General features: G+C 70.2%; 17 protein-coding genes and 1 pseudogene. 10 read left to right on the top strand and 8 right to left on the bottom strand.

Annotated features, from left to right (window positions below; all coding sequences use genetic code 11):
- The 5 genes from ABT336_RS09040 to ABT336_RS09020 all read right to left on the bottom strand — a co-directional run.
- Positions 1-387 (bottom strand): hypothetical protein (locus ABT336_RS09040; protein ID WP_350895975.1); only part of this gene is annotated, 387 nt, incomplete at its 3' end.
- A 479-nt stretch (positions 388-866) separates the two neighbouring features.
- The gene (locus tag ABT336_RS09035; protein WP_350895974.1) at positions 867-1,271 is read right to left on the bottom strand and encodes a hypothetical protein; all 405 of its coding nucleotides are present in this window, start codon (positions 1,269-1,271) and stop codon (positions 867-869) included.
- A complete protein-coding gene (locus tag ABT336_RS09030) occupies positions 1,268-1,528 on the bottom strand; it encodes a hypothetical protein (protein ID WP_350895973.1) in 261 nt (86 codons plus the stop codon). Before ABT336_RS09030 ends, ABT336_RS09035 begins: the two co-directional genes overlap by 4 nt.
- 11 nt (positions 1,529-1,539) lie before the next feature.
- Positions 1,540-2,271 (bottom strand): hypothetical protein, encoded by a 732-nt coding sequence (locus ABT336_RS09025; protein ID WP_350895972.1) that lies wholly within the window; start codon positions 2,269-2,271, stop codon positions 1,540-1,542.
- A gap of 255 nt (positions 2,272-2,526) precedes the next feature.
- On the bottom strand, positions 2,527-3,843 hold the full coding sequence (locus ABT336_RS09020; protein ID WP_350895971.1) for an AAA family ATPase: 1,317 nt from the start codon (positions 3,841-3,843) through the stop codon (positions 2,527-2,529).
- Positions 3,844-3,961: 118 nt separating this feature from the next.
- Between ABT336_RS09020 and ABT336_RS09015 the strand changes: the two genes are divergently transcribed.
- Complete coding sequence (locus ABT336_RS09015) at positions 3,962-4,657, top strand: hypothetical protein (protein ID WP_350895970.1); 696 nt, start codon at positions 3,962-3,964, stop codon at positions 4,655-4,657.
- 99 nt (positions 4,658-4,756) lie between these two features.
- Here the strand turns inward: ABT336_RS09015 and ABT336_RS09010 are convergent, their stop codons facing one another.
- Both ABT336_RS09010 and ABT336_RS09005 read right to left on the bottom strand, forming a co-directional pair.
- Positions 4,757-5,185 carry a hypothetical protein gene (locus ABT336_RS09010; RefSeq protein ID WP_350895978.1) on the bottom strand — a complete coding sequence of 143 codons (429 nt, stop codon included), beginning with the start codon at positions 5,183-5,185 and terminating at the stop codon, positions 4,757-4,759.
- A gap of 217 nt (positions 5,186-5,402) precedes the next feature.
- Positions 5,403-5,459, bottom strand: a pseudogene (locus tag ABT336_RS09005) (hypothetical protein); the annotation flags it as partial.
- Positions 5,460-5,879: 420 nt separating this feature from the next.
- On the opposite strand from ABT336_RS09005, the gene ABT336_RS09000 reads away from it, so the two are divergent.
- The 8 genes from ABT336_RS09000 (at position 5,880) to ABT336_RS08965 (ending at position 14,644) form a co-directional block, all read left to right on the top strand.
- A complete protein-coding gene (locus ABT336_RS09000; protein ID WP_350895969.1) occupies positions 5,880-6,629 on the top strand; it encodes a Crp/Fnr family transcriptional regulator in 750 nt (249 codons plus the stop codon).
- A 99-nt stretch (positions 6,630-6,728) separates the two neighbouring features.
- Positions 6,729-7,340, top strand: coding sequence for a Pycsar system effector family protein (locus tag ABT336_RS08995; RefSeq protein ID WP_350895968.1), 612 nt, complete (start codon positions 6,729-6,731; stop codon positions 7,338-7,340).
- Positions 7,341-7,416: 76 nt separating this feature from the next.
- A complete protein-coding gene (locus ABT336_RS08990) occupies positions 7,417-8,058 on the top strand; it encodes a Crp/Fnr family transcriptional regulator (protein WP_350895967.1) in 642 nt (213 codons plus the stop codon).
- Between the two features lie 83 nt (positions 8,059-8,141).
- Entirely contained in the window at positions 8,142-8,939 is a 798-nt protein-coding gene (locus tag ABT336_RS08985) for a hypothetical protein (protein ID WP_350895966.1), read from the top strand.
- Positions 8,940-9,258: 319 nt separating this feature from the next.
- Positions 9,259-11,199 carry an nSTAND3 domain-containing NTPase gene (locus ABT336_RS08980; RefSeq protein WP_350895965.1) on the top strand — a complete coding sequence of 647 codons (1,941 nt, stop codon included), beginning with the start codon at positions 9,259-9,261 and terminating at the stop codon, positions 11,197-11,199.
- Positions 11,196-12,026, top strand: a complete 831-nt coding sequence (locus ABT336_RS08975) for a hypothetical protein (RefSeq protein ID WP_350895964.1) — start codon at positions 11,196-11,198, stop codon at positions 12,024-12,026. The genes ABT336_RS08980 and ABT336_RS08975 overlap by 4 nt, the downstream gene beginning before the upstream one ends.
- Before the next feature lie 11 nt (positions 12,027-12,037).
- The gene (locus ABT336_RS08970) at positions 12,038-13,273 is read left to right on the top strand and encodes an OmpA family protein (protein WP_350895963.1); all 1,236 of its coding nucleotides are present in this window, start codon (positions 12,038-12,040) and stop codon (positions 13,271-13,273) included.
- A gap of 3 nt (positions 13,274-13,276) precedes the next feature.
- Complete coding sequence (locus ABT336_RS08965) at positions 13,277-14,644, top strand: hypothetical protein (protein WP_350895962.1); 1,368 nt, start codon at positions 13,277-13,279, stop codon at positions 14,642-14,644.
- Between the two features lie 75 nt (positions 14,645-14,719).
- Here ABT336_RS08965 and ABT336_RS08960 read toward each other — a convergent pair whose 3' ends face one another.
- Positions 14,720-15,943 (bottom strand): beta-1,3-glucanase family protein, encoded by a 1,224-nt coding sequence (locus tag ABT336_RS08960; RefSeq protein WP_350895961.1) that lies wholly within the window; start codon positions 15,941-15,943, stop codon positions 14,720-14,722.
- A 982-nt stretch (positions 15,944-16,925) separates the two neighbouring features.
- On the opposite strand from ABT336_RS08960, the gene ABT336_RS08955 reads away from it, so the two are divergent.
- Positions 16,926-17,336, top strand: a complete 411-nt coding sequence (locus tag ABT336_RS08955) for a GNAT family N-acetyltransferase (protein WP_350895960.1) — start codon at positions 16,926-16,928, stop codon at positions 17,334-17,336.
- The last annotated feature ends 114 nt before the right edge of the window (positions 17,337-17,450 follow it).

Genomic DNA, 17,450 nt, shown 5'->3' with positions numbered 1-17,450 from the left:
GACCGTACCGGGGCGGGGGGGCACCGCTCCGGTGCGTGCCGGGACGGCCCCCGCCCGGGGCGGCATCGTCCCGGGTCGCCCCGGACCCATGCCCGGTCGCCCCGGAACGGCACCCGGCCGCCCCGGAACCGTCCCGGGGCGGACCGACGGGCGGTCCAGAACGAACGGGAACGGTACGTGCACACGGGGGTTCCCGTGCTTGATCAACGCCTCGATCTGGCGCTCGTTGAGCCCGTGTGTCTCCAGCACCCGCCGGCTCCAGCGGTGCGACCGGCAGGGGAACGACGCACCGTCGTTCCGGCAGATCGGCCCGGACGGCCACTCCTCGGCGCCGTGCACCACCAGCAGCCAGACCGCAGCCTGAACGTCATTGGGGGTCAGTGGCACCGGAAGCGGCACCTCGCCCAGCACCTTATCGATGGGATCCGTCGACTGCTGACCAACTCGCACGGTGACCCTCCCGCAGCTCCCAGCGGTGCGGCTGACTCGCCGCATCCTCGTGCACTGGTACGGCCCGCAGGCGGCCTCGGTTCAAGACAATTTTCAACTCTGCGTGACATTCCGCAGGGTTGGACCGGCGGACACCGCCAGCGACGACCCGCTCCGGCTGACCGCCGAGGGGCCGAGCCCGGCAGTGGAGCTGATCCCGCATCACCTGCACCACCGGGCCCGGCCGACCGACCGCGAGGTTGCCGCCCCGACGGCCGGGAGCGCGCCCCACAGTGACGACGGGTCTGCCGGTGCCGGACCAGCCGTACGGGTGAGGCACACCCACCCTACGAGACAACGGCGGCTCGCGTTGTCCCGTTCGGGGAGGTCAGGGCGCTCGGAGCACAGGCCGGGGACTACTCGTGGCGGTACTCGGGTCAGCGGGCGTCGGTGACCACGTGCGCGCAGGCGGCGCAGGCCGGGGCCCCCTGCTCGGCGTACCACCGGCAGGACCGGCGGATCGCGCACCTGGGCAGGTCCACGTCGGCCGGTCCGCCCGTCTCCCGGTAGGAGTCGGCAAGGCGTTCACCGAGCCCGCAGTTGGTGCCGGTCCAGAACCCGCAGGACGAGGTGACGCAGGGGCCGGCGAGCCGGAAGCGGGACTCCACCGGCCCCGGTTCGCGTGTCTGCGTACCGAGGGCGACCTCCGCCGGCACCTGCGGGGTGACGTAGGCGACCCGCCCCGCCGGAGTGATCATGCCGAGGAAGACGGTGGCGTTCGCCGCCGGCGTACTCGGGCACATCCGCTCCGGCGGGGCCGGCCGGTGGACGGGTCCGGTCACCGTTGGATCCAGAACCCGATGTCGTTGATCTTCTGACCCAGCTCCGCTCCGAGCGGCCCGTCGATCACCCAGAGTCCGTACCACTCCGGGCGGAGCTTGGGGTTGGTGTGCCCGACGGTGAGCGGGGCGCTCAACTTGGCACCGGCCACGGTGAGCGCGTTGAGGCCGGCCTTCTGGATCTCGTTGGAGATGTGGGTCTGCTGCTCGGGGGTGAGGTCGACCCCGTCGACCACGAACCGGAACTCGCTGCGGGCCATCTGGCTCTCCTCTACTGGTAGGACTCGGCACCCAGGCCGATCCGGAGGGTCGACCGGGTGAAGGCCGCCCACCCGGACCGGGCGGTGACGTCGGCGGGACCACCGGTGCGGGTGAGGACACGGCCGGCCTCGCCTCGCCAGTCGGCCGACCGTCCGGCAGTGCCCCACAGGTCACGGCAGACCTCGGCGACGAAGGCGGTCTGCTCGGTCGCCCCGGTGAACCCGGGGGACCCGTCGACGACCCGCAGGCCGCCCCCGACGGACCGGCGGACCGTCGGGAAGTGGTGGTGGAGGCTCGCTTCGGTGGCCCGGTGGACGGCGTCGGAGCGGGCCGCCGTGAAGACCTCGACGGGCGTCTCGCCCCGTCGGACCTCGACGGCGAGGAGGGTGAACGCGTCTCCGCCGAGGGTCGCCGTGCCCCGGACGGCGACCGGGGCACTCCACGACGGCGGCGAGTTCGCCGACCAGAAGGCCAACCAGGCGGTGAGCCTCTCGTGCAGGTCGGTGCGGAGACGGAGCCCGGCCGGGTCGCCGTCGGCGGCGATCAGACGGGCGGTGGCGATCCGGTCCCGGACCGCCGGGGCGGGACCGGATCGGATCGTTTCGGTTCCGGTCGGGACGGTGGCGGGGGCGGCGTGCCCCGCCGGTGCGAGGACTGTCGTGCCGACGGCGGCGAGCGCCGAGGTGGCCGCCGCACCGGCGAGGAGTCTGCGGCGGGGGAAGGGTGGGGACTGGTCGGTCATGGTCCGCCTTTCGGTGACGGCCTTTGCGGCGGACTCTATCGACCGATATAGATCATCAGGGTGTTCGCACTATCGGGACCGCGACAGCAATGTCGGGAATTGGTGGCGGCGCAATCGGCGTCGACGTGCATTGCCGCCGCCGCACAGATCAGTCACACGGGACGAAGTGAGTCAGATGCGCGGACCGCAGGCGCGGGACGGTCAGGCGCGGGAGGAGCGAGATCGTCAGGCCCGGGACGGTCAGGCGCGGAACCGTCAGGCGCGGGGGCGGTGCAACAGGTGCAGGAGCTGCTGGTGGGCCTCCCAGCCGTCCGGGAACCGTACCGGCACGTCGAGGTGGACCGGCTCGGTCGACGGGTGGGCGTCGAGCAGTTCCCCGATCCCGGCCCGCGCGACCACCACGCAGGCGTGCCGATGCCGGGAGGTCAGCACGCAGAGCCGCCCCGACTCCAGGTGGAAGGCGGTAGCGTCCCGCCGACCCGACAGGGGGTGCAGGACGATGGTCACGTCGTACTCCCGGCCCTGGAGCCGGTTCGCGGTGTCCACGGTGATACCCGCTCCGGCGATGCCGAGATGGGCGCGGATCGCCGCGACCTGGTCCCGGTGTGCCGCCCCGACGGCGATCCGGTCAGCGGAGACCGGAGCACCCTGCGGTGCGTGCTCGCTGATCGCCACCGCGCCCCGACGCAGCACCCGCAGCGCCAGCTCCGCGCAGGCCGAGGCCGCCTCCGCATCGGTACGCAGGGTGTGCCGGGCCGGCAGCTCGTAGAGCGCCCAGCCCGAGGCAGCGGCCACCTCCACCGCCGCGTCGACGGGGTCTCCCACCCCGGGCTCGGTGAGCGTCAGCACCCGGTCGGCCGGGCCGGTGCCGGCACGGAACCCGGTGAACGGGTAGAACGCCGCCGCGACCACGGGTGCCGCCGAGGCGGGAAGCCGCCACGACACCGGCAGCCGGTGCACCGGCAGGTCCGGGTTGTGCCGCAGCAGCACCGCCACCGCCGACTGCATCGGATCCCAGGTCAACCCGGTCCACCGGCTCGTCTCCACAGTCGAGAAGGGATCGAGCTGGCCGGGGTCCCCGACGAACAACGCCCGCTCGAAGCGCCGGGCCACCCGCAGGAGTGCGTCGGAGCGCATCTGGTACGCCTCGTCGACGATCGCCCACTGCCAGGAGCCCTCGGTGACCAGTGCCCACTTGGCGGCCGTACCGATGATGACGGCCGGGTTGTCGAGGTCGGTCACCTTCGAGGCGATCCGGACGTGGTCGTGGGCGGTGACCCGCTCCGGTGGCCGGTAGTCGTTCGCCGAGAGCCGCCCGACGGGCAGCTCCGGTGCCTTGCCGGCGAGCCTGTCGATGAGGTCGTCGACCTGCTCGTTGGTCTGGGCGATGACGATGAGGGGCTCACCTGCGGCGGCCAGTTCGACGGCGGCCCGGACCACCAGCGTCGACTTCCCGGCTCCGGGCGGCGAGTCGACCACGACGCCCCGGTGGCGGCCGGAGCGGAGGTCGGCCAGGACCGCCCCCACGACCTGCTCCGCCTCGACAGCGGGCGGCACCCGAATTTTCCGCATCGCCCCACCTCCCCACCGGCAGGTCGCACCTTACCGTTTCGTGGTGGGTGGACTCGGTTAGCATTGCCGGGTTCTCGGGTGGCTGCGGAGACGAGGCGACATGGGGTGGCTCCAGCGAGTGCTGGGTAGGGACCAGGTCCAGCACGATCCGGGCCGTCAGGAGGCCCTCCTGACCGAGGTGCGCCAGCGGTTCGGCTTTCACGTCCAGGCTCCGGTCGCCGACCAGGCCGACGCGATCAGGCGTCTCCTCGACGGCGACGACGGCCTCGTCGTGGCCGCCCGGATCGTCCACGAGTCCGCCGACCAGGCCCACGAACTCGTCCTCGGCCAAGCCGCCGACCTGCACCGGCGGACCGGGTACCGGCTCCTGGTCGACAGGCGCAACTACCGTCCGCTGTGGCGGGAGGCGGCGGCCGAGCTGCGGTGGCCGTTGTTCGCCCTGCCGGGCGGCCTGCACCCGTACCTCCAGGTGGCGGCGGCGACCACGGCCCTCGGTGAGCACGCGTCCCGGCTCGACCGGGTGATCGACCCGCTGCCCCTGCTGGCCCGCCTGTTCGAGCTGTTCGACCTCACCACGACCGGCTGGGAGTACGCCCGGGTCCGGGTCGACCCGGACGGGGCGACCCTGGCCGTGCGGCTGGTCACGACCGCCCGGAAGGTCATCGACACGATCGACGACCCGCCGCCGCTGCCCCCGTCGGTCCGGGAGCTGATGCGCCGCAACCACACCGTCCACGTCCACGATCCGGCGAACGGTCGGGTGGTCGGCGGCCTCAACCCGGGTGCGGAACTGCGGACGATCCTGCTCACCTGAACCTGCCGGCCTCCGGCGGTCCGGACCGGCCCGGCACGCGTCCGCAGTGACGGAGGCCGCCGGGCCGCAGCCCGGCGGCCTCCGTCACCGTTCATTCCGTCAGCGTCCCGGCGAACTCGACTGCCACTGCATCGGCCCGGTGGCGTGGGCGGGCCTCGCGCTGGAGCCGACCGGCCCGGGTCCGCCCTGCGCCGACGACATTCCCGCGTACTGCGACACGTCACCGGTCGCGGCGGCTGCCGCGGCATCCTGATCCGCCCGCTTCGCGCAGTACTGCGTGACGTACTGGTTGAGTTGGCCGTACCGCTCGTCGTACTGCGCCTGGGCCTCCGGGCGGCTGTGGACGATGGCCCGATGCAGGGAACCGGCCTTCTTCTTGGGTGGATTGAGGCTGGCCTGGTGACTCCTCATTCCCTGGACGACCTGGACCGTCATCTCCTTCTCGGCTACCCGCTTCTGGACGCGTTTCGGCATCTCCTCGAACGCGGCCAGATTCTCGGGAGTCAGGAACCTCTTGAGGTCCGTCACCGATTTCGGTTCTGGTGACTTCGGCTTTCCGCCCACCGGGTGCTCCTCGTCTCGACGACTGTTCGTCGCAACTACGGCACCGCCCGCCCCCGGTTCGACCACCGAGCCTCCGTCCCGGATTCTGGACGGGCACGACGCGCACCAGCGCCGTACACAGGGGGTCGGCCTCCGCCCACGGGGCGAGCTGGACCAGGCCGTCCGGGGTGAGCCGGAAGTCGAGCTTGCGGCCGAAGGAGAAGTACATCCGCCCGGAGATGAACCGGGGGACCCGCACGGTGACGCTCCCACCCCGGGGCGGGCCGGGGATCTTCACGTCGGGGGCAGGCTCCCGGCTGGCCAGCGGGTGAACGTCCCGGCGGCGTTGACGTAGCCGAGGCCCCCGCCGGGGCGGATGTCGGTGCCCAGGATGTACAGATGGACCAGGCCGACCCCACCGAAAGCTCGATCAACTCCAATCCCCGGCGCACCCTGATGCCTACCGGCGGTTGATACCCCGCAATCGGTCATTGACGCGGACCGGTCGAAGAGCCTTCAGACAGCCGTTCGGTGGATCTCCTCCGCGGAGCGGAAAGGATAGAAAAGAACCTTCACAAGGGATGAAGTGGCCACGGCATGGCGTACCCAGTCCTACTCACGGGACTGCTGACCACGAATGCGTGCCGACTACTCGTGCAGCCCCCAGGAGGTACGCTTCATGACGCTTCACCATGACGGTGACCGATCAACCAGCGCTGCCGTCACCATGCAAGACACTCCGACGAACAGCACATTCGCGGCAAGTCTCAGCCCCTCCGCGCTCGACGCACTCCGGCGGGCGGGTAACAAGCGGATCTATCAGGCCACCACGACCCTCTTTCATCAGGGCGACCCCTCCCGACACGCGGTGCTGATCGAGAAGGGATGGGTAAAGGTCGAGTCAACGTCCCGCCGGGGCTGGCTCGCACTCCTGGCCATCCGAGGACCCGGCGACATCCTCGGCGAGCTGTCGGCAGTGGATGGTCACCCCCGGATGGCGACGGTGACCGGGCTGACCCTGGTCGAGGCGGTTGTCCTCAGCACCGAACGTCTACACGAGTGCCTGGCCGACCGACCAGAGATCGCCCTGGCTCTGGTCAGACACGTGGCAGCAGCACTCCGGGAGGCCGACGGCCGACGGGTCGAGTACGGCGCCAGCAACGGCGACCAACGGCTCGCCGCACTGCTGGTGGAATTGATGGAGAAGAACGGCAGTCCTGTCGGGGAGGGCGTCGTCATCGACCTACCCCTCACCCAACACGACCTGGCCGCTGCAGTCGGCGTCTCACGTGAGGTGGTCGCCCGGACACTGCGGATCCTGCGGCAGCGCCGGATCGTGCTGACCGGGCGGCGCCGCATCACCGTGGTCCGTGCAGACCTGCTGCGCTCACTCGCCGGCTCTGTGTCGATGTCTACAGAGCAAGGGTGACGCGCGACATCGTCACCGACCACGACCTCCGCGACTCTCGATGGCACGGGCACCACCGGCGGCTGCCCAGCAACGCCCACCTCCCTATCGAGGAGCGCCATGCACGAGTCACCCCCACCTCAGCTCGCCACTCGCCGCCGGGTCGATACCGCCCGACGACACCCAGCGGCCGACGCCAGCAGGAGCAGGCAGCACCTGCATCTGCGTCGCGACCCGAGCGTCAGCGCCGACCCGGCGGCGATCCGCCTGGCCGAGCGACTGCTCTCCGAAGTACGCGACGAACTACGCCGCGCCGACGCCCGGGCAACGCAGTGGCTGACCATGTTCGGCGGTGGGCTGCTCGCCCTGCTGACCCTCCTGACCGGGACGGACTGGTCCCTAGAGCAGCTCGCGCTCGGCCGGCTCTGGCTCTGGTGGTCGGGGTGCGCGGCGGCCACCTTAGCGCTGACCGCCCTGGTCATGGTGCTGGTCCCGCGGACGGGGGGGCCACCTGACGCCCGGCAGGTCGCCTATTTCGGACACGTCGCTCGCCTCCGCGACCCCGACATCGTCGGTCGCCACGTGGCATCTGCCGCTCGGAACAGCCTGCCAGGCCTGATCGCCGAACTCTGCTGGCTCAGCCAGCTGGCTATGACGAAGTACCGCTGGATCCGGATCGGGACCGTGCTGACCGCGTTCTCCGTCGCATCCATCGCCGCAAGCCTGCTCTGACGCGAAAGGAGAACCCACCATGCCTGAAAATCCTCACCCCCGTCTCGCCAGGGGTCGATGGTCTCGTAGCAGCTTCGTGGCACGACTGGCGCCACCCGACCGCGATGCCCTGCTCCTGCTCGGCAGCCGCGAGGAGCACCCGGACAGCCGTTGCCTCCTCAAGCAGGGCGAGCACAGTCGGCACATTCTGCTTCTGACCAGCGGTCGGGTTCGGATCATGCTGCACGGACACCGCCGAGGGCCTTACCGGATCGCCCTACGTGCGCCGGGAGACCTGGTGGGGGAACTGGCCTTCCTCGACGACCGGCCACGGTCTGCCTCCGTGATCACGAACGGCCCCGTCGTGGTCCGGCGAATCCCCGACAGAGCCTTCGACTCCTATCTACGTCGGCATCCGGCCGCGCACCGGCTTCTCGCCCAGGTGCTCGCCGACCGGCTGCGCATCGCCGACCAACGCAGCGTGCAGGCGTCGTACGACGTCACCACTCGGGTGGCCGTCGTCCTCGGGGATCTCGCCGTCGAGGAGGGCGACGAACTGGTGGTGCATCTGACCCAACGAGAGCTGGCCCAACTCGTCGGTGCCGCGCAGGTCTCGGCCCACCGGGCGGTACGCGCCCTGGTCCGGCGGGGCCTGCTCCGCACCCGACACGGATCGATCGTCATCCGCGACGAAAGCGGCCTCGGTCGGGTCGCCGAACCGGATTCATGCATCACCTGATTTAGATCAACTAGCTCTCGTCGAAAATCCCGTCGCACAGTGAGATCCACACCCTCTCTTCGCAAAGCAGGTGACGAGACCCCATGGAACACCCACACCTCTGGACGGCCATCTCCTCCGACATCGTCGAGTCCAGCGCCGGCGGATACCCGCGCCACTCGGAGCTGCGAAACGCCGCCGAGAATGCAATCACCGAGTCCCAACAGACCTGCCCGGTGCCGAACCCCTGGATCAGAGAGAGCCGCGGTGACGGCGAGGTCATTCTCGCCCCCGCCGACGTGCCGGCAGCCTGGCTGCTCGACGATTTCCTACACCGACTTCGAATCGCGATCCTGCGCTACAACCGCAACAAGCACGAGGACCACACCCTGAGGCTGCGTGTCGGAATCGACTTCGGCGACGTCGTCACCGAGCCGGGACATGTCGTGCAGGGCGGTGATCCGATCGTCGCCGCCACCCGGCTGCAGGAGAGCGGGGCCGCCCGGGAAGCCACGGTGGCGCTCCCGGACGCCCCGATCGTCACCATGATCTCTGACGGGATGTACCAACGGGTCGTACCGCACGCGGCTGCCGGTCTGGAACCTCGGATGTTTCGAAGGGTCCGCGCCGTCGTGCCGGGCAAGGCGTACGACCGGTTCGCCTGGCTGCACGTGCCCGGCCACCAGCCCCCTCACGTCACCGGCACGGAGCCGGACCCCGACGACGGCGATCCGTCGGACACCCAGCGGCCCGCGCCGGGAAACCAGGGCGGTGGCACTCCCTCGGCGCGGGGCGCAGCGTCTCGGGGCATCACGGCCAGGGACATCGGCCTTCTCTCCGTCGGTGACCGGAACAAGTTCCAGTTCGGCAACACCACCTTCAACCGAGTCCGCGATGAGTGACGAGAGTCGGCCCGACGAGCAGGTCCCCCAGTCACCGATCGAACCCGCCGCGCCGGCAACGGCACCGGCCGATTCACATCCAGCCGATCCCGTCGGTGACCTCCAATCCGACTTGGAACGACACCGCCCTGAACACGAGGAGACCGCCGAGGGCACCGATCGGGCGGACCAGAGTTGGCATCAGGAGCAGACCACCGAGTCCCACCGCGGCACAGTCGCCTCTCTGCCTGGCATCGAACTCTCCGACGTAGGCGTGGCGGTCGTCGGTGACCGATCTCAGATCAACTTCCTGCAGCGGCCGGACGGTCGGCAGATAACCGTGTTGCGATCCCAGAGCACCCGGCTGCAACTGGAGGAGGTGGCCAGCACCCAGGTGGAGATGACGGGATTCGACCAGGCCGCCGAGCAGCTTCGCGACCAGCGGGTGATCCTGTTACAGGGAATACCCGGCACTGGCCGACGCACCACGGCCGAGATGCTGCTGCGCAGCGTAGCCGACCCCGAGAACGGGGTCGCCGGCATCGAGGTCAGCCAGTCCGAAGTGAGCCTGGCGGACCTCGCGGGCGAGAAGAATCTGCTCGCCGGTGAGCGCGCCACCATCCTGGAGCTGGCCGGTCCGACGGTTGTCAGCCCCGGCACCCTGCGCACCTTCGAGAAGCAGGCCCGAGACGCCGAGGGATTCCTGGTGATCCTGGACGAGCGCACCGTCACCCCCGAACCGGCGCTGCTGCCGTACACCGTCAGGCACCTGGCCCCACGGGCGGAGAACGTGCTGCGCCGTCACCTCCTGCGCATCCTGATCCGTCGACGCCTGTGTGTCGGCGCCTGCCCGACCTGCTCCGGCACGTGCCGCTCGGGGTTCGTCGAGCGGTGTCTCGCACAGGAGGCGGTATCCGACGAACTGGCCCGGCATCCGCGCCCTGCCGAGGTCGTCGAACTGGCCGGTGCCCTGGCCGCGTGGACCGGCGGTGAGGACGACCTGCACACTGCCCTCGTCGGGCTGCGGAGAGACGCTCGGCGACGGGAACTCGCCGGCCGGCTGCTCAGACAGGACACCGTCGACCTGTCCACCGAGGATCCACAGACCACACCCCGCCGTCAGGCTCTCCAGATCGCGTACGCCGCCTTCCACGGCTATCCGCTGGCGGACGTCTTCGCCGCGGCACACGACCTGCACACCGTGATGCACAGGGTGCAGGGTCGCACCGATCAGCTCAGCCGGGTGATCTTCGACGGTGGCGTTGACCAGATGCTACGGCTGTCTGCCGACGAGGCACCGCTGGCGGCCCCCGAGGTCGACGAGATACCTCGCCGTGCCCGCTTGGCCGACCCTCAGCTCTGGAAGGCGCTGCTCGATGCGGCCTGGCACGACTTCGACGCCACCCGGGTTCCGCTGCTGCTCTGGCTGGAGAATCTCGTCCTGCACGGCCGGGAGGGCGTACGTCAACGGGCCGCCTACCTGATGGGCTGGCTGGCGACATACGACTTCGACGTCGTCTGCAACACGATGGTGAGTCGGTGGGCGGCCTCCCAGCAAGGATCCATTCGTCAGGCCGCCGTCTGGGCGCTGAACATCGCAGCCCTCGACCCTCGCCTGCTCGGCCGCGTCCGGGGCCGGACACGGGACTGGGCTGCCAGCCGCAGCCCGCACCTGCACGACGCGGCGGCCCGCGCCTACGGCACCAGCCTCGGCGCGCTCGCACCCGAGGAAGCCCTGGGCCAACTGCGGAAGCTGGCCAGTCGGGACGACCTGAACGGCAGCGCCTCCGTGGCCCGCTCCCTGGTCGTCCTCTACGACGCCGCACCGGAGGCCACCTGGCGGACGTTGGTCGAGTGGCAACACGACGACCTGCGCCGGCTGCGGGTGCACGGGGCTAGGGGACTGACCCTGCTCGCGCGCCGGGCCGCACCGGAGCCCGACCAGGTTTGGCCGCTGCTGCTGCACGCGGGCGGCGACTTCCAGCCGAAGTTCGACGACTTGGTCGAGGTCTGGCGAACCGCGCTCACCGAACCGACCACCGCCTTCCGTGCCTGGCAGACCTTGTCGGTCTGGACCCGTCTCGGTGACGAGCACGACGAAATCGCCGAGCAGATGGTCGCCCTGCTGTCCCGCCTGTCGACCGGCTCGGTGGCCAGCCGAGGGACTTTCTACCTCAACACGTGGCGGCGGCAGTCGGCCACCGCCCGCCGCGTCCTCGAAGCCCGTTCGGGATCGTCCACGTTCGGCGACGATCCGACCCCTCCTGGAGGTAATCGGTGAGTACTTCGCCTGTCCACCCGGCACCGCGCCGCAGCCTGTGGCACCGGATCGTCGACTGGTTCCGGGGAGCACCGACGACGGCACCACCACCTCCACCGCCCCCACCGGTCCCGCTGGTGGAGGTCGTCTACCAGCCCGCTGGGGACGGCACGGTGAGCACCGCCCTGTGCAAGGGCGACGTCTTCGAATTCCAGGTTCACACCCACCTGGTCTGGTCGACTCGGGAGATGACGTACGACGACCTGACCACTCAGGCGGCGGAGTACAGCAGTAGCGCGCAGGACACCGTCCGGGAGCGAATCTGGAAGGTGGCTCGGGGCTTCTCCCCGTACCACGCCGCGCAGGCCGAGGAGGAGATGCAGAAGGCGCTGGAGAGCGACTGGTGCTACTCGGGCGTGCGGGGCAAGGTCCGCTGTGCGGCCCGGGTAAGGGTGCTGCCCGACCCACGGGTCCGGGAACACCTGCTCCCGTACGCCCGTCAGGAGTTGGACGTGGAGGCCAACGCCACCCTCGGTGGGCTGCGGGCCGCCCGGTTCGAGGCAATGATCCTGCGGTGGCGGAAGCTGATCGAGACACTCGGCCACGAGGCCGTCGTCCGGTACGCGGCCCAACTCACCGACCGCCCGTTCGCGGACGTCGTCACCCGGTACGGCGAGGACCGGCGGGCAGCCGTCCAGGAGTTGGTCGACGTCCTGGGTCAGGCGAGCCGGGACCACGAGCATGTCGGCCTGTACGAGTTCGCCGACGCGTACGACCAAGCCGTACAAGCGTTCCGCAAGCAGATGGGCCTCGACGAGGGCAGCCACCTTCCGAAGGTCGACTCATGAGGACCCGGCCGGTGGCCGTGACGGCCGTGGTCGTGACGGCGGTCGCCGGACTCGTCGGCGGGTGCGGCGAACGGAAGCTCGACTGCTCCCCGCCGGAGGCGGGGCACGACCAGAGCGTCGGCAGGACCGTCGTCCTGGTCGACGTCACCGCGTCGATCCGGTCGGCCGGAGCCGCACCCGACTACCCGACCGCACTCATCGCCCAGATCAACGGGGCCGTAACGCGCGGCGACGTGGTCACCGTGGGCAGCTTCGACGGCTCGGCCGCCACTGTGCGTTGGACCGTGACGGACTATCCGACCGCCTCCACCCGCAATCGGGACAAACGTCGGAAGGCCGATGAAGACCGGGCACGCGCCTGTCTGGGGCAGGCCACCCGTCAGGCCGCCATGGCCCGCGCCGGGGTCGCCGGCACCGATCTACTCGGTGCCCTCGCCGTCGCGGGCCGACACACCAACGCCACCGTCGGCCGCCGGACGGTGGTGATCGCCACTGACGGGTTGAGCACCGTGGGCTGCGCCGACTTCGGGGTTCGCCCGGTGGGTAGCGACAAGATGATCGAGGCGGCAGTCGCCGAGTGCCCCGACCGCCCGGACTGGCCGGTCGACCTCGCCGGTACGCACCTGATGCTGCTCGGTCTGGGACACCCCGCCGAGGGGCAGCCCGTTCCCGAGACCGGCCACCTGGCCTGGCTTCGCCAGTACTGGGAGAAGGTGTGCCTCACCGCGCAGGCTGCTGCCTGCGACATCTCCACCTCGCCTGTCCCGGTCATCTCGGACGGCGCGAAGGACGGTGGCAGCGGCGCAGCCGCGCCACACCCGGATCCGCAGGTCACCTTCGTGCCAGGGGCCGGGCCTCCCGTTCACCGGCCCGACTTCGTCACGTACCCCGTGCCGTCGGCTGCTCTCTTCGCCACCGGATCGCACGCGATCACCCCGAGGGGACGGGAACGACTGCGACAGGTCGCCGAAGATGTCACCAGCCGATACGGGATCGCCGCCGTCCAGGTGGTGGGCCACACCGACTCACGCAACAGTCCTGCCCACAACCAACGGCTCTCCGAACGACGGGCCGAGTCGGCCGCCCGGCTCCTGGGCGATCTGGGGCTGCCGGTGACGGAGATCCGGGGTGCCGGCGAGAAGGAGCTGCTGTGCCCCCGTGAGCAACGGGCCGACGGCACCTGGGACCAGGACTGCCTTCAACTGAATCGTCGCGTCGAGATCATCGTCACCAGAGAGAGTGGATGAGTCATGGACAACGGCGTGCTCGACACGGCGGGCACCGACGGCCGCCGCTACTTGCCCACCCCCTGCCCCCGGGAGCATTCACTCACCGTGGCTCGTCCGGCCTCGGACGAGTTGGCCACCGGCTCGCAGCCGTACCCCGTCGACCGTCTCTCTCACACCGAGTCCGCCCAGCTGATCCGGGCGCGCGAGGCCGCTGAGTCGGCACTCACCGCCACGCACACCCAGATCGACAGAGCCGTCGAGAGGGTCGTCCACGCCTGGCACCGAGCCAAAGTGTCGCTGCACCGGTTGGAGATGCTGGCCGCCGATCGGCGGCTTCACGACGCGGTCCAGGACGATCGCCGCAACGCCCGTGAGCACTCGGGGTCCGGGCCGGAGGACCCCCGCAACCGTCCCGTGTGGCAGCATCCCACCGTGGTCTGGTCGGCCATCCTGGTCAGCGCGGTCTACGACACGGCGTTCTTCGCGGAGTCCTTCCGCGACGTCCTCGACGTCGCGGACTCCAGCTCCTTCGAGTACTGGGCCGCTCTGCTTCCCGGCGTGGGCATCGTGATGGCGTTGGTCCTGGCCGGCAGCCTGCTCGGCACCCCGCTGCACCGGCACCGGCACCGGGCCGAGCGACGCCCGGTGCGGCGACGCCTCACCTGGGCCGTCCTGTTGCGCCGTGTCCTGTTCGACTGGCGGCCACAGGACGAGGAGCGTCACCCCGACGACCCGTACTGGCCGAGCTGGGTACTACCTGTCACCTTCACCACCGTGGTGGTCGGGGTTCTCGGGGTCTGGGCGTACCTGAGGGGTGATAGCGACGACGCCGAACAGCGACTCCTCCAGTTGCCGATGGTGGCCCTACTGGTTCTCCTGACCCTCGCCGCCATCGGGTTCAAGGCCAACGCCCACAACCCGTACGCCGACCAGTCCGCCCGGCTGCGCCGCCGCCGCCGCCGCTTGGAGCGACGGTACGGACGACTGGTCTCTGCCGCGCGGAGACGGACTGCCCGTCATGGAACGGCCTGGCAGAAGCTGCACAGCGTCACGGAGCTGGCAGCGACGCTGGTCCGGCGGCCAGTGGCACAGGCGTGGACCGAGATCGCCGAGGAGCGTGGCCGCCACGGTCTGTTCGGGACTCTCTCCCCGCCCTTTCACCTCGCCGGTGACGCGTCTCCGGTCGACGGCGCGGTCTTCGCCGGACTGACCGGACCTGAGCTACGACTGACGGCGCTCCGGATGGCCGTCGAGGATCTGAATCGCTACCGGCCCGAACTGCTGAGGCAGGAACTCGACGCGATCCTGCCCGAGCTCAACAGCCAGTTGAGTGCCGACGGGGTGCAGCCCACGACCTCCACCTCACCTGGTGGTTCTTCCGCTGCCTGACATCCGGGTCACGACGACGACCGGCTCCGACGGGGACAGACCTGTCGGAGCCGGTCACGACCGGACGTTTCGCGGTCAGCTCTGGAACGGGGTCAGGATGACGGCGGCGGAGCGGGGATCGCCGCTGTGCACGAGGGACTCGAATCCGCCCACGTCGTCGTAGGGGAACCCGTACGCCCGGCCGTCGACCATGTTGGCGTGGATGAGACGGGAGTAGTGGTTCGGGGCGCTGTTGCGGTAGAAGTTGGCGGCGGTCAGGTTCGGCTCGACGTCGTACCGGCCGAGGGTTCCGCGCACCAGCGCCGTACACAGGGTGCGTTTGATCTCGGGTTCGATGAAGGGCGCGACGTTCGGGGCGTTGAAGACCCCGTCACACCCCCAGACGTTGCTGGTGGTGGGCTTGGCGACGGTGGCGACCCGGGCACCGGTCGAGTCGGTGAAGACCATGTTCGTGCCCACCGTCCGACCGAAGAACCGACGGTTCGGCTCGGCGCTGCGCGGAACGACGGTGAGGGTACGACCGGTGTACGCCTGCCACGCCGAGGTGATGTACGCGTCGAGGTACCGGGGGTCCATCAGCCCCGCCTCGGCGGCCTTGCCGGGGGCGAGGACCCGCAGCACCGTACCGTCGGAGCGGGTGACCACCGACCGGGCGAACGCCGGCTGTGCCCGGAGACCGTTGATCACGTTGGCCCGGCCGTTGGCGACCAGCTCACCGGTCTTCCTGGTGCCCTGGGCGTCGGTGACCGCTACCGCGTGCGGGACGGCGAAGTGGTCGACCTGGGTGCTGTTCAGCCAGATCCCGGCGTCGTTGTAGGTGAACTCCGACCAGTCGAAGAGGATGTCCCGGTTCGGGTCGGCCCCCGCCCACGGGGCGGGCTGGACCAGGCCGTCCGGGGTGAGCCGGAAGTCGAGCTTGCGGCCGAACGAGAAGTACATCCGCCCGGAGATGAACCGGGGGACCCGTACGGTGACGCTTCCGCCCCGGGACGGGCCGGGAATCGCCACGTCGGGGGCGGGTGTCGGGGGCAGGCCCCCGGCTGGCCAGCGGGTGAACGTCCCGGCGGCGTTGACGTAGCCGAGCCCCCCGCCGGGGCGGATGTCGGTGCCCAGGATGTACAGGTGGACGGCCTCGCTGCGACCCGAGTTGTTGGTGACGGTGACGGGTAGCAGGGCGGGACCGACGGCTGCGGCCGGGCTCGGGGGCACGGCGAGCGTGACGGGGAGAGCCAGCACCAGCGTCGCCAGTCCACGCAGGACGCCACCGAACCTCCCGCCGAACAACTGCTTGTTACGCATGGTGACTCCTTCGGTTGGGGACCATGCTCCACGCGACCTCGCCTCGACCCCCGAAAAGGCCAGCACGGCAGGACGGACACCGAGCCGTATCGGCTGGTGGCAACCCCGTCGATGACGAGAGAGCGCTCTCACAGCTTCACGTTCATCGATGCAACCTGTCAACAGTTGGACACAATCAACAGTTAATAATCTTTCCTGTCTACCGACCCCATCACGATGGGTGACTAGAGCCGGGCGACCACCTGCCCACCACCAACCGCAGCCACCGCCGCGCCACCTCCTCCACCGCCATACCCACCCTCCGGATGAAAGGAGGGGCCCCTTCCTATCGCTTCCGGTAGAGGAAGGGGCCCCTGCAAACAGGTGAACAGCGTGCAGGGGCGCGACGCCGGGTGGCTCGGCATCACCCAGGCCCAGCTCAGCAGGATCGAGAACGGCCCGCCCGTCGTCCACCTGGACCGGCTCGTCCACTGGGCGCAACTACTCCGGATCCCACCCCGGCACCTGTGGTTCAGCCTGCCCGACCAGCCCCTGCACGGCGGGCCGCCGGACGTACCCGACAAGGAAGCCGGACCGACGCCCCCGCCGGGACCGGCCGATGCCGCCGCCACGGCATCCGACCCAGGAGGTGGCACCACGGACCGCCGACAGTTCCACGCCCTGGCCGCGCTCGCGGGAATCGCCGCGACCGGCTCCCTCGACCTCCTCGCGCCACCCACCGACGCGCCCCGGTCCATCGGCCTTGAGCAGGTACGCTACGCCAGCTCGCTTGTCGACGAACTCCGTCGGGCCGACGCGGCGGTCGGCGCGAACCAGCTCTGCGACGTCGCCATCCGAGTCCAAGCCCATCTGTCCACGTGGGCCGCGAAGGCCAGGTACAGCCGAGAGGTCGGGGAAGCCCTCCAGACCGCCCTCGCCGACCTGGCCATCGAAACCGCCTGGCTCACCATCGACGCCGACCGACGCCCGGAGCGACGGCCACATGCAGCGGGACGGGTGGGACCTGGTCACCGCTACCGTCGACGGGGAGTTGGTCGGGTACATCTACGGCTTCCCGCTGCCGGCCGGGACAGGCTGGTGGACCGGAATCCACGAGCCTGTCCCGGTCGGGTTCACCGACGAGGACGGGAAGCGGACCTTCGCCATCAGCGAGCTGATGGTCGCCCCGGACCGGCGACGCCGAGGCATCGCCAAGACCCTGCACGACGAGCTGCTCCGTGGTCGTCGCGAGGAACGGGCCACCCTCCTTGCCGACCCGGACAACGCGCCGGCCCAGGCCGCGTACCGAAGCTGGGGCTGGCGCACTGTCACCAGCCTCCGCCCAGGCTGGGACCACGCCCCGACCTTCGACGTTCTGATGATTCCTCTGTCTGCCGAACAGCGGTGTCCGTGATCGGACATCCAAAGCCGACTACACCACCGCAATAGCGGAAATTCGAACCGAGGTTCGCGCGCCACGCGATCTTGTCGGGTTCCGCTTCGAGCTGCTGCGTGGCTATGGTTTCGG

The sequence above is a fragment of the Micromonospora sp. NPDC000207 genome (genome assembly GCF_040300925.1).
Taxonomy (GTDB): Bacteria; Actinomycetota; Actinomycetes; order Mycobacteriales; family Micromonosporaceae; genus Micromonospora.
Note: the sequence above shows the minus strand (reverse complement) of the source record. Positions and strands in the feature narration are given on the sequence as shown.

Excerpts from the sequence above, each read along its gene's own strand:
- ABT336_RS08985 (WP_350895966.1), top strand. The coding sequence starts at position 8,142 with ATGGAACACCCACACCTCTGGACGGCCATCTCCTCCGACATCGTCGAG.
- ABT336_RS09030 (WP_350895973.1), bottom strand. The coding sequence starts at position 1,528 with ATGGCCCGCAGCGAGTTCCGGTTCGTGGTCGACGGGGTCGACCTCACC.
- ABT336_RS08960 (WP_350895961.1), bottom strand. The coding sequence starts at position 15,943 with ATGCGTAACAAGCAGTTGTTCGGCGGGAGGTTCGGTGGCGTCCTGCGT.
- ABT336_RS09000 (WP_350895969.1), top strand. The coding sequence starts at position 5,880 with ATGACGCTTCACCATGACGGTGACCGATCAACCAGCGCTGCCGTCACC.
- ABT336_RS08965 (WP_350895962.1), top strand. The coding sequence starts at position 13,277 with ATGGACAACGGCGTGCTCGACACGGCGGGCACCGACGGCCGCCGCTAC.
- ABT336_RS09025 (WP_350895972.1), bottom strand. The coding sequence starts at position 2,271 with ATGACCGACCAGTCCCCACCCTTCCCCCGCCGCAGACTCCTCGCCGGT.
- ABT336_RS09020 (WP_350895971.1), bottom strand. The coding sequence starts at position 3,843 with ATGCGGAAAATTCGGGTGCCGCCCGCTGTCGAGGCGGAGCAGGTCGTG.
- ABT336_RS08995 (WP_350895968.1), top strand. The coding sequence starts at position 6,729 with ATGCACGAGTCACCCCCACCTCAGCTCGCCACTCGCCGCCGGGTCGAT.
- ABT336_RS08955 (WP_350895960.1), top strand. The coding sequence starts at position 16,926 with ATGCAGCGGGACGGGTGGGACCTGGTCACCGCTACCGTCGACGGGGAG.